10 protein-coding genes and 2 pseudogenes are annotated in these 11980 nt (G+C 60.9%); 3 read left to right on the top strand and 9 right to left on the bottom strand.

The genetic code is table 11. The features are described from left to right. Positions 1 to 407: 407 nt before the first annotated feature. The 8 genes and pseudogenes from AB4Y42_RS42880 to AB4Y42_RS42845 all read right to left on the bottom strand — a co-directional run bounded on the left by AB4Y42_RS42880 (position 408) and on the right by AB4Y42_RS42845 (position 6196). A complete protein-coding gene (locus AB4Y42_RS42880; protein ID WP_368697739.1) occupies positions 408 to 638 on the bottom strand; it encodes a DUF3717 domain-containing protein in 231 nt (76 codons plus the stop codon). Between the two features lie 63 nt (positions 639 to 701). Then, positions 702 to 1010 (bottom strand): hypothetical protein, encoded by a 309-nt coding sequence (locus AB4Y42_RS42875; RefSeq protein WP_368697738.1) that lies wholly within the window; start codon positions 1008 to 1010, stop codon positions 702 to 704. 52 nt (positions 1011 to 1062) lie between these two features. Continuing rightward, positions 1063 to 1629, bottom strand: a pseudogene (locus AB4Y42_RS42870) (DUF932 domain-containing protein); the annotation flags it as partial. Between the two features lie 88 nt (positions 1630 to 1717). After that, complete coding sequence (locus AB4Y42_RS42865; RefSeq protein ID WP_368697737.1) at positions 1718 to 2719, bottom strand: tyrosine-type recombinase/integrase; 1002 nt, start codon at positions 2717 to 2719, stop codon at positions 1718 to 1720. After that, on the bottom strand, positions 2716 to 4065 hold the full coding sequence (locus tag AB4Y42_RS42860; protein WP_368691507.1) for a tyrosine-type recombinase/integrase: 1350 nt from the start codon (positions 4063 to 4065) through the stop codon (positions 2716 to 2718). Before AB4Y42_RS42860 ends, AB4Y42_RS42865 begins: the two co-directional genes overlap by 4 nt. Further along, positions 4062 to 5207, bottom strand: a complete 1146-nt coding sequence (locus AB4Y42_RS42855) for a site-specific integrase (protein ID WP_368691508.1) — start codon at positions 5205 to 5207, stop codon at positions 4062 to 4064. The genes AB4Y42_RS42860 and AB4Y42_RS42855 overlap by 4 nt, the downstream gene beginning before the upstream one ends. 254 nt (positions 5208 to 5461) lie before the next feature. Then, positions 5462 to 5731: pseudogene (locus tag AB4Y42_RS42850) on the bottom strand (DUF932 domain-containing protein); the annotation flags it as partial. Between the two features lie 51 nt (positions 5732 to 5782). Continuing rightward, a complete protein-coding gene (locus AB4Y42_RS42845; RefSeq protein WP_368697736.1) occupies positions 5783 to 6196 on the bottom strand; it encodes an antirestriction protein in 414 nt (137 codons plus the stop codon). On the opposite strand from AB4Y42_RS42845, the gene AB4Y42_RS42840 reads away from it, so the two are divergent. Then, positions 6177 to 8450 (top strand): ParB/RepB/Spo0J family partition protein, encoded by a 2274-nt coding sequence (locus AB4Y42_RS42840; RefSeq protein WP_368697735.1) that lies wholly within the window; start codon positions 6177 to 6179, stop codon positions 8448 to 8450. The genes AB4Y42_RS42845 and AB4Y42_RS42840 overlap by 20 nt on opposite strands. A gap of 101 nt (positions 8451 to 8551) precedes the next feature. Here the strand turns inward: AB4Y42_RS42840 and AB4Y42_RS42835 are convergent, their stop codons facing one another. Further along, complete coding sequence (locus tag AB4Y42_RS42835; RefSeq protein WP_368697734.1) at positions 8552 to 9139, bottom strand: hypothetical protein; 588 nt, start codon at positions 9137 to 9139, stop codon at positions 8552 to 8554. A 247-nt stretch (positions 9140 to 9386) separates the two neighbouring features. On the opposite strand from AB4Y42_RS42835, the gene AB4Y42_RS42830 reads away from it, so the two are divergent. Both AB4Y42_RS42830 and AB4Y42_RS42825 read left to right on the top strand, forming a co-directional pair. Beyond that, positions 9387 to 9998, top strand: coding sequence for a hypothetical protein (locus AB4Y42_RS42830; protein WP_368697733.1), 612 nt, complete (start codon positions 9387 to 9389; stop codon positions 9996 to 9998). 7 nt (positions 9999 to 10005) lie between these two features. Next, positions 10006 to 11382 (top strand): hypothetical protein, encoded by a 1377-nt coding sequence (locus tag AB4Y42_RS42825; protein WP_368697732.1) that lies wholly within the window; start codon positions 10006 to 10008, stop codon positions 11380 to 11382. Positions 11383 to 11980 lie beyond the last annotated feature (598 nt).

Genomic DNA, 11980 nt, shown 5'->3' with positions numbered 1-11980 from the left:
GGGCTATACCGGATCGTCCCGCCGCTGACGCGGCGCGCCGGCGCTCTCCCCATGTCCGACGATGCGGCCATGGGGGACCCCGTGCGCCTCGATCCGGGCGCGCGGCGCGCGCGATGCTCCCGTCATTGTCCAGCCCCCACGGCTTACGCCGCGGGGGATACACGCGCCCTGCGGGCGCTTGACGACCCCGGCTGGTGGCCGGCCTGGGCTATACCGGATCGTCCCGCCGCTGACGCGGCGCGCCGGCGCTCTCCCCATATCCGACGATGCGGACATGGGGGACCCCGTGCGCCTCGATCCGGGCGCGCGGCGCGCGCGACACTCCCGTGATTATCCAACCTCCTGGCATGCAGAGGGAGGGGCGCCAGCGCGCGGCCGTCCGGTTGGCGTCGCGACAGATCGCGAGCCTAACGCGGTGGCGGTTGCTGGCTTCCAAGCGCCGTCCGGACGGCGTCGACCTGTTCGGGCGTGAGCCGCGACGCTGCTACAGACGTGGCGCGCTCATAGATCATCAGGCCGTACACGTCAGCCAAGGGGCGCGCTTTCGCACACAGCGCCCCGCCTTGGCCACACGATTCCTGTGTGCACCAGTAGTTGATTGCCTGTTCGATCTGAGCAATGGTTAAGACGGCAGTCATGTTTGCCTCACGGGCCCGCACGATTTCTCCGCGGGCGTTGAATATTACTCAGGATGCCAAACTTTAATGCAGATTCCCGTCGTGCTCCATGAGCATGGCAACAGGTGCGCAGGGCGGCACGCGCTCGAAACCAGCCAGGGCCACGCGGGCGATGGCGCGCAACTCCTCGCGATGCATCTCTACCGGATTGTCGTTGTGATCGAGCATGCTGGCAATGCGCCGGAGCGCATCGGCCGATTGTGCCGCCGCGTCAGCCGACAGGGCCATGCGATACAGTTCGCCGCGAACGATGCCACGGTCTCCGTACTGCCAGACAGCCAGGAGCGGCAGCAGGGCGGACAGCCACGTAGGACGGGTGTTGAGCAGATCCATGTGAGATCCCCCTTTCTGGGTGCGCCCCGACCGCAAAGTCGGGGCGATCCGGTTAGCCGCGCAGGCGGCGCAGTTCGTCAGCCAGCACCCACAAGGCACGATTCAGACGGATGTTTTGATCGATGCCCGCGACCGCTCGGGTCGTGGTCGCCTTGCCCTTCGCGTTCCGACCGTGCAGCCCACCGCGAATCATGTTTTCCTGCACACGGTTGAAGGTGGTCCAGATATCGGAGCCCTGATCCTCGACACGACGCGGCGCGAGAATCTGCCGTTCCGTCACTGGCACAGGCGCGCCCTCGTCGTAGCGCAACGCGAGCGCTGCGCGGGCGAAGGCGACCTGTTCGCCCTCATCGAGCACCGTTGCAGCCATCCCTTCGCGTTGCTCTGCCGTCTCATCAAAGCTTTTCACCACCTTGAATGCGCCTTCGATGACCTCGCCAATCACGTCACCCTTGTGCGGGATGCGGATATCGTTCGTCACGTTGCCGCATACGATGCCGTTCTGGCAGGCCCAGCGAATCATTCCGGCGATCATCTGGTAGCTCGATGCGCCATTGTGCGAGTTGACCAGGATAACCTCGTTGGCTTCGCGACCGCCGATCTGGTCGGCGTGGCGTAATAAAAAGGAGGCCGTAATGCAGAGGAAACGGCCCGCTAGTGCGCTGATTGGCATATCGGATATTTTCCTGCTTCGCATTACGAGACGGCTAAAGGGAATCGAGCCAATCGAGGAGATTCGGGTTACGTCGCCAACGCGGCGGACTGCGAGGCCGGGTTGCCTGATCCATTTGTTCAAGAGCGCGCCGCTTGGTCTCGATGTTCGCGCGCGCGTAGCGATTTGTCGTGTTGAGACTCACATGTCCGAACCAGCTTCTGATCACGGTGATGTCAACTCCGGCGGAGACGAGTTCGACCCCGACCGTGTGGCGAAACGTGTGCGGGTGCACGCGTTTCCGCCGTAAAGACGGTAGCTCGTTCGTCGCCGTCCGCACGTACTGCGCGAGCTTGTACCGCACTCCGGCGGCACTGATTGGGAAACCGTAACGATTTACGAACAACGGTTCGTTCTCCGGTCTTGGGTTTCGTTCGAGCAACGCAGCCAGCAAGGCCGCCGTTTCCGGCCAGATCGGACAGATGCGCTCCTTGTTGCCCTTACCACTTAGCTTCACCTGTTCCGGCGCCGTCAGACGGATATTGCATGGACGCAGACTCAATGCTTCCTGGATGCGCGCGCCAGTGTTATACAGGAAGGCAAGAAGCGTGTAGTCGCGTTGTCCCTCTGGTGTCGAGCAGTCAGGCTGGCGCAGGATCGCCTCGACCTCCTCGATGTCGAGGTACGCGGGTTCAGCAATCGGCCCTCTCTTGGCAGGGATGCGCAATACGGCAGCGCATTGCATGGCCGCCAACGGTTCCCGGTCTGCGATGAACCGGTAAAAGGAATGGAGTGCTGCCAACCGGCAGTTTCGCGTGCCTATCGAAGTATGTCGCTCTGATTCGATGTACTTAAGGAACGCGAGCACTTCATCAGCGGTCAATTCGCTAAGATTGATTGAGCTTACCGGGCAGTGCCGTCGTGCAGCGACGAACCGCAAGTAAAGTCGCCAGGTATCGCGATAGGACAGAATCGTGTGTCGCGAACAGTTGCGTTGCTCAGCGAGCCACTCGTGGAAGAACGCATGGAGCCAGTACGCGAGAGGTGCCATTTTCATGATGATTCTCCCGGCGAACGCAGCATGCTCGCATTGTGACGCCGATAGCGCTCACTTGCCTGTCGGAGCAGTTCTGGAGAGATATTCAGGTATGCGAGTGTCGAGCGGATATCCTTGTGACCCAGATAGGCTGCCAGATGCGGTAAGCGATCTTGAGGATTGATGCCAGCTCGATACCATTGCATCATCCGATGCCCAACAAATGTGTGCCTAATATCATGAACCCGTGGCCCTCGATGACCATGCGCGGGTTTAAGCCCTGCCCGACGGATTACCTCGGTCAACATCCATTCAATTAGCCTTTTGCAATATCCCGAGCGACGCAGCGGCGACCACCACAAGGGGGCTCCCGGGGTGATCGGTGCACCGAACGCCGCGCGTGCTTCCACATAGGCGCGTAGGACGTCGAGCGCGCTTGGCGACAGGGCCAAGCGGCGCGACTTAAAAAACTTCGTCTCGCGGACCACGAGCAGCCCACGGGCGAGATCCAGATCGCCGACGGTTAACGATGCGATTTCGCCGAGCCGCAAACCAGCACAGTATGCCAACGTCATCATTGCGTGCAGCGCGACTGGCCGTAGAGGTGCCTTCGGTGAAGGGAATGTGCGAGCCGCATCGAGCAGCATACGAATCTCAGCTTCGGTAAAGAGATATGGGCGCCGCTCCTGCTGGGTCAGTCGGCCATACAATCCTGGCTCTATGAGCAGAGTCGGAACCTCAGGGGCCTTTCGGCGTAACGCCTTTGACAGCGCGACTCCACATTGCTGAACCAGGTACTGATGCCGCAAGCCGGGGCTTTCGTTACGCCAGGCATCGAGTTGCTGCCGAAGCGGGACAGTTGCCAATGCCGGATGTTGCTGCAGGAAGCGGTCGAAGCGCTGCAGATCACTCGCGCGCGTGTCGTACCGGTAACCCAGTGACTTCATCCGTCCAACGTGCTCCTGCATCGCAGGGCCAAGTACGCTGCCCCAAACGGGCAATGGAATCAGCCGTCGCAGAGCGCTTCCGTTGTCGTCTTCGAGCAAGGCCCGAACAACCGGGCCGATCGATCGTCCGTAATGCGCGTACAGTTCCAGCACGGGATGCGAACCACCTCCTGCGTTCGTGCGCCATTCTAGGTAGCGGACGACTACGCGCGCCCGGTTTTCCACGCCACTCAATGGCGATTTTTGGATTTCCTGTCGCATCCAAGTTCGCAGGACTTCAATCGCGCTTTCCTCGTCCGGAAGCGTTTTGTCGGACATGAAGCTCTCAAACTTCCGCAAGGCACGAGCGTAATCGCTACGCGTCTCAGGTCCTATCGACAGCGTGTCGAGGAACCTGCAGATAAGGTCTTTGCTAATCATGTCGCCACCTCTTGCGGGAGATCAAGTGCGACTGACCGTAAATCGTCAGTTGCCAGCTTGAGATACATTGCTGTACCTCGCACACTGTAATGTCCCAGGATATCTCCGATCACCTTGATCGATACGCCACTATCCAGCAAAGACTCTGCCCGGCTATGCCTCAAGACATGAACCCCGCGTTTTCCTGTCAGCGATACTCCTGCGGCCTCAGTGGCGTGGTTCACCACACGATGAAGACCGGCATGCAGTGGCCCATAAGGCGCGACCGCCTGCACAAATACTTCTCGCGTTGACGTCGGGGGACGACCGCACTTGAGATAGTCGAATAGCGCATCGGCGGGACCACGTAACAGTGGCAACTCCGAGCACGCACCTGTCTTTGTATGTCTGATGTGAATCCGTTCATGCCGCCAGTCGATGTCCGACAGGCGCAATCCACGGATCTCTCCGCAGCGAAGGCCATAGGTCGACAGAAGCATCAGAATCGCATAGTTACGGATACCTAATGGTGAGCGATCACATCGGGAAACTACCAGCACCCGATCGAGGTCACTTCGAGGGATTGTCGTCGGAATAGCCTCGTGCTCGTAGATGATAGGCCCATCAATGGCGTCTGCCAGATCCGTTGCGATTTGATTGCTGTCGAACAGGTAGCGCAGTACACCACGTAACGCGCTTATTACATTTGCCTTTGACCGCCGCTTCATCACGACGAGCCGCGATGCAATATAGGCATCGAGGTCCGGAAGATGTAACGTTTCGAGGCTTGTTCCATGAACTTGCAGCCACCTCAGAAGAGAAACCATTTCGAAGCGGTTATTTCTGCGCGTGTTAGGAGATAGCCCGCGCATCTCCGCCATCCATGTATCGTAGCTACGCACCAAATCGAACACGACGATATCGTGGTCAGTTGTCGGCACCACCTCTGGTGGCCACTTGTCGTTGTGGACCAGTCGCAACAGCATCTTGATAGCGGCGCAATCTTTCCTTCTGCTGCCGACGGGTCGCGGATGTTGGTCACGTAGCCGCTTCAGGTTTGCGAGATACATGTCGACGTCCGACAGAGATACAGACTCGATAACTTTCCCTCGACGCTCCAGATCGAGAAGGAAGCATCGCGCAGCAAAGTCGTATTGCTTCACGACCCTGTGACAGTAGCCTCCCTCCTGGAGACGATGCCTCAACAGATCAAGCCACGGACTTGAACAAGGTACCGATCGATACATGATGACCTCCTTTCCTGGCGGAAGCGCGAGCGTCAGAATTTTCGGTTCAGGAGGCTGTCAAATAATGCCGAGTTGAACAGTCAAAACCTACGCTCAGCACCGAGGTACACGATACTCCTTCGCATTACGGCTTCCTTTTTATTACGCCACTAACCGCAAGCTTGCGGTTAATGGCGCAGGCGGATCATGTGCTTGGTGAACTCGCGCATGTCCTCATTGCGCACACGGGTCTGGCAGACCATGAAAGGCTGAAACCCTTCCTTGCGAAGGGCGTCGAGTACATCGACCGTCGGAATGTAGCTGTAGCGCGCCGAGCGGCTTTCGTGCGCGGTGTGGGCAAGAATGGAAGGCGCGACTTCTGCAATCTGGTCATTTGTCAAAGGATGCTGCGAACGCAGTGCGATGGCATTTCCGCTAAAACGAGTTGCAAGCTTGTTCATTTGATTCCCCAATGAAGGAGCTAACCCGGCCCGGGGCCGGGGGCCGGTCAGTTAGTCGATGGCGCGCAGGATGTTGGCCGCTTCCACGTGCTGCGTGGCGAACTCACGCAACTGGTGGTAACGCTCGATGATCGTGTCATCAAGGGTCTTTTCCGCGAGGTGACAGAGGGCGAAGAGGGTGACGGTAATGCCGAAGGCATCCGCGCCCATCATGTCGCTGTAGCCGTTCATATGCCAGCGCACATGCACGCGGCCCATGTTGGCCGGAGCCATGTAGAAACCACCATTTGACAGCGTGAAGTAATGCCACTCGCCGTGGTCGTAGCTGCTGCACAGGCGTGCTGCCCAGTCATAGACAAGTGATTCGCCAGCGATGTAATGGCGGCCCAGATAGCGCGGCAGGACATTCAGTTTCAGTTCACCGGGGATGACAGAAGAGCTGATCTTGCAATCAGTAGTACTCACGGTTTGCCTCCGTTTCCGGCCTCGGCAGGATGCCTGGCCACGTTTCTACAATAGGCTGTTTTGTCCTTTATATCAAGAAAGACGCGAATTTAATTCAGTATGGGTAATTTTTATTTTGCAGTTAATTTCATCATTATTACGGTTGTTATGTCCTATTATTGATGGGTGGCCAGGCATCCCGCCGAGGCCGAAACCCGGAGAATCTTTCATGGGAAAGATTGAAGCAACCGAAAACGCCGCGCAGCGGATCGAATACGTCGCCCTTTCGCGGCTCACGCTCTCGCAGTTGAACGTGCGCAAGAAAGCGCCGACCGGCATCGACGCCATGGCCGCCACCATCGCCAAAAACGGCTTGATCCAGAACCTGGTAGTACATGAAACGAAGGGCAGCGCGAAACCGCCGAAGCTTGGCGTCTGTGCTGGCCAGCGCCGCCTGGCAGCACTTGACCTGCTGGTTGAGCGTGGGCGTATTACGAAGGAGTACCAGGTGCCGGTGTTGATCGTAAGCGAAGGCGAGGCGGTGGCCGCGTCGCTGATCGAAAACCGCGAACGTGAGGCGATGCATCTGGCGGATGAGTGCGTGGCGTTCCGGTTGCTGACGGAGGAAGGAAAGAGCGTGGCGCATATCGCGGCCCTGTTCGCGGTGCCCGATGTCGCCGTACGCCGCGCGCTGAAAATCGCCAACCTTTCGCCGATACTGCTCGACCTCTTGCGTGATGACAGGCTCGACTACGAACAGGCGAAGGTGCTGGCCCTGGCTGATGACCACGCGACGCAGGAACGCGTATGGGGCGAAGCCGTCAATAACTGGCAGCGCCGACCGGACGAGTTGCGCAAGGCCATCACGCGCGCGGAAATTGATGCACGCGAAAGCGCCCTGGCCCGGTTCGTTGGCCTGGACACCTACGAGGCAGCAGGCGGTCGTGTGAGGCGCGACCTGTTCAGCGACGACGCCAACGCGGGATACCTTGAGGATGCCGAACTGTTGCACCGGCTCGCAACGGAACGGCTGATCGAGCTATCCCAGGCGGTCGGAAGGGAAGGCTGGCAATGGATCGAGGCACGGACGCAATACCCGGCGATGGAGATCCTGCGTTGTGGCCGGATTGGCTCGACCACGCGCAAGCCCACGAAGGCCGAGAAACCCGAACTGGCCGCGCTCACCGCAACAAACGACGCCGCCCAGGCCGCGCTAAATGCGTACTACGACGAGGACGGCGAGCCGGACGAGGAACGGGGCGAGCGTCTGGAGGCTGAGGCCACGGCGGCGACGTTTGCCGTGGACCAGTACGCGGAGCGCTTCGAGGCGTTCGACCCAGAAGAGATGAAGCAGGCAGGCGCATATGTCTATCTCGATGACGATGGCCGGGTCTGTATTGAGCGGGGCCTGGTGCGACGCGAGGAGGCACCGACTGCGCAGGCAGGCGCAACGCACGCGATGAGCGCAGGTGCGGCGCGCGCACCGAAGGAGCGCCCGTTGCACGGAGAGAAGCTGTGCAAACGATTGACCGCGCACCGTACCGCCGCCGTCCAGATCGAGCTTGCGCAGCAACCGACCGTAGCCCTTGCTGTGCTGATGCAGCGCATGATTCCGGTCGTTTTCGATGATGTGTACGGGCGCGCGTATTTGGCCTACGCGGTCAGGATCGACGTGCACACGACGCGCGAGGCGCTGGTATCGAATGCCGACGACATGGGCGAGAGCGTGGCCTGGAAGGCACTGGAAGGCGAGCGCGAGAAGTGGTCGCGCATGCTGCCCAGGCGCGCGGCAGACCTGCTGCCATGGCTGCTGGAACAGGGCGAGGACGTGCTGTCGAATCTCTTCGCGTTCTGCGTGGCGGCGACGGTGGACGGGATCAGCAGCGCAGACCGCCCGCACGCGGTGAACGAGATCTCGAACACGCTTGCGGTGGATCTTTCGCGCTACTGGAAGCCGACGCGCGCCGGATATTTCGAGCACGTGGCGAAAGACCGGATTGCGTTGGTTGTGGGTGAGAGCGTATCGCCCCAGGCGGCAAGCGAAGTGCGCGGCATGAAGAAAGACGCCGCAGCGGAGGCGGCAGAGCTTCGCATGACGGACTCGGGCTGGCTGCCGGAAGTGCTGCGTAACCGGGAGGTACCGGAGCGCGTCACGTACGGCTACCACGAGGACGACGAGGAGGAAGATGACGAAAACGGCGACGCCGCCGCCGAAGCGGACGGAGTGTCCGAAGCGCAGGCCTCGCCTGGCGAGGAGGAACACGCGCCGTACTGAGCGCGCGTCGCGCGCATTCGGGGTATCCACACGAAGCCGTCCGGATGGAAGTCCGGGCGGCTTTTCATTGCACGTGCGAATGCAGGGTCAATGACCGGCGCTCATGCCGGTTTGTCGTTTTCGGGGGGCACCGGGTCGAACGGGTTGGGCCAGTACTGTTTGACCTTGGCGTCTGCGCGCGCTATGCGCTGTTCGTGCGTCAACAGGTGTTTCTGCTCAAGCGTCAGTTCTGCGGTGAGCCAGTCGTCCGGCAGCTTTTCACCGACAGGCGCAATCGGGCGACGCTCACGCACGGCGGGGCGCGCAGCCGCCTCAGCCGGGGCCGCGCCAGTTTCACTGTCGGGCACACCGCGTTCGGCTGCTACCGGGTTGGCCGCCTGCCCTGGCACATCTGCGGGAGCACGGCTGACTGCCGGGCCAGTTTCCGCCTGTGACGCGCGCGTGAGGCTGGACACGATGCCCCGTTCGCGCCGGATTCTTTTGAGTGTCAGAGCGAAGGTCTGATAGGTGAAGACGAGTCCGGTTGCGGCGAGTTCCTGGATGATCGCGGCGTACCGGACGCCCGAGCGAATGGCACGTTCGACGCTCTCGAACACGTCGCGAAGCTGGGCGGTCTTGGACCGGCCATCGGACGAAGCCGCGAGGGCGTCGAGGCGTTGCGCGCGTTGTACGGCAATCAGGGCGTCCATTTTGAGCGCTCACGGGAGGGGGAACGGGCACAGTATGCCGTGAATGATCGAAATCTGCATCCTATCTGTTAGGTATGCGATCTTTCATGATCTGCGGGCTATCCAGAAATGATTGAGAGTCGATTCATCATGATCCATGGATGATCTATCGACCGGCGCTCGGCTGGAGGTCGAGGCACGACGTATATGTAGACGGAAATGCTGACGCATTTCCGTCTACATATACCGTGCTCCAAGGGGATACCCCTTGGAGAACCCGGCAACCGACGCCAACGAGCGCGCCCGGTGCTGCTTTGCAGACAGACCGGTGGCACGTGCGTCTGGGCGCACCAGCAGTTTTTCACCGAAGGAATTGCATGCGCATCTTCGCAAAGGCGTCGGCGTGCACGATGTCCGTGAGCACGAAATTGGCGTGCTCCCAGCTGTGCACTTCGGGCTTTTCATGCGCGGGCGGCGACGGGACCCTGGCGACGGCAGTATATTCTCAGCATTGTTCCTGGGGAGTCCGATGAAACTCAATTCTGCAAGAATGCTTGAGATCATGGAGTCGAGCCGCGAGTACATGGCGGGCGAACTGGCCTGGCGATTCGATACGTCGATGGCGCAGATCAACGACATGCTTTGCACTTTTGCCGAAGAAGGTCTTGTGCGCATGAGCTGTCATTCATCACGCATCGTCCGCCTTCAACGGCTGTCGTTCGTGCCCCAGCCACCGAATCCGCTTGTATCAGACATGGCTACACGCGCAGCTGTATCCACCCCACCGTTCGCCCGCCAGATGCATGGCTGGTCGCGGAACTGCGAGGCGTCGCTCCTGGGCGTGCACAGCTTCGCGATGCCCGTCCGACCTTCACGCTGAGCGCAGCATGGAACTTGTCGAGCGGGATCACCCCGGGACGGTGAGGCGACATCTGGGTGCTGAAGAAGCCGCAGCCGTGCGGCGGTTCTGTGGCGACGGACAGCAAGTGCGGCCTGAGGACGTCAGACTCGTGGAAGCGGTGCTCGAAGAGATGCACGACGGACGACATGTGCGTTTGTGGCTCGAGTGCGACTGCGTCAGAGCACCCGGTGGCCGGCCGCGGTTGACTGCCCGGATGCGTGAAGACGGTCCGCGTCATTTCGTGCGCATGCATCAATACGGCGAGCACCACTGCGCCCTGGCGTCGTTCCGGCAGATGCCGGAGCCGGAAGACGTTGAGCCGGGCGATGATCGCGCGCGCCCTGGCCAGCACAATCCGCTCAGACCAGTGGGCGACGCGCTTGACTACCTGGATAATCTGAACGAAGGCGCGGCACGGCCGGGTGGCTCGACTGGATCAGAGGGCGGCGTGGGCGAGCGGGGCCGTCGCCTGCCGCGCCTCGGACGCATCCTGCATACGCTTCTTGAGGACGCCGACTTCGCACGGCTGCACGTCGAAGCGCTGAACGAAAAGTTCAGATCGTGGGAGCGGCTCGAGGCATATGCAGCCGGTCAGGCGCTGAGCCCGCAGCTATCACTCTCGCAGATACTCTACTTCAAGCCATGGGCTCCTCTGAACAGGAAGATGACGGAGATCGACGCTCTGGTATGGCCGGAAAGGAAGGCGCGCAGCGCGCTCCTGCTGTTCGTCGCCGACGAGATTCGCGCGGGCGTTGCGATCAAGAAAACAAGCATGGGCGAGTGTGTGGTGCGCCCTGAAAAGGGTATCCGCGCCGGTGGCCGCGATCAGCGACTGACGCAGCCGCCCTACTGGGTGCTCAGCGTTATTGACCGCGATCGCGATGGCAACGCGCGCTTCCGGGAAGCGTTCGCGCAGTGTGCGTATTCTTTCGCTCAACCAGTACCGATGGACAGTCGGTATGAGCGCGTCACGCTGAAATTGCTGTTTGGCGTCATGGAATGGGTAAAAAAGCACGGCGTTGAGGTGACGCTCTGGAAACCGTTGTTTGACCGGGAGGTAAGGCAAACCGACAAGCCGAGCCTGTGGTGCCGGCCCGACTTTGAACTGACGTTCCGGTCGGTGGCAGCCGTTGGCGTTGCGGGACGGCTGCACCGTATCGTCATCGAGACGATGGGCGCCGACGATCCTGACTACCTCGAGCGCAAGTTGCGTACTCAGGAAATCATGAAGCGCCGCGGCATTCTGGTCGAGCATCGCGTCGCTGATGATGCTGCCCAGAAGGAACGGGACGACGCGTTTTTTCGCAGGGTCGCAGCAAAGATCCTGCATCTCGCCGGTGTTTCGCAGACCAGGCCAGTCTGAACGATTCACGGTGCCCCGACACCCGCCCACCTTCCTGATGGATGCTCCGCTTCCTGCAGGCGACTCACGCGCCATCACCAGCACGACGCCGACCACGACGCCTGGGTAGCGGCCATGCGGGGTGGGGGGCGTCACAGCTTGCCGACCGTTGTGAATTTCGCGGCGGGCGTGCGCAACGGTTGACGGGTGCGGGGCGCCGATCACCGGGCGCATTTTTTTCGACATTACCCGGCCAACTGTCAAATCCCGTCCGCGACCGATCGCCATGGCCGTCCGGCCAAGAAACGCGACTAACGGTCCGTCGGCACCCAACCTCCCAACATAGGCAGACGGTGCAAAACCCCGTCTTCAGCACGTGAGGTAACTGCGGGAGTGGTGTACCTCGTGACGTGTCGGGATCGTATCGATCCGATGGCTTGACGGGCAGCGAGACGGGCTTCCTGAGCGGCGAGGGCGGAACTGGTCGCGAACGTGCGGCGGCCCGGCGCGCCCGGGCGTCGCTGCCCCCGGCGCGGGACACGCGGCAGGGCGGCCTTTTCTGATCAGGATGGCGCGCTTACGGAGTGACCGGTGGTGGCCGAGAATTCTCTCCGCGACG

It is taken from the genome of Paraburkholderia sp. EG286B (genome assembly GCF_040965655.1).
Taxonomy (GTDB): domain Bacteria; phylum Pseudomonadota; class Gammaproteobacteria; order Burkholderiales; family Burkholderiaceae; genus Paraburkholderia.
Note: the sequence above shows the minus strand (reverse complement) of the source record. Positions and strands in the feature narration are given on the sequence as shown.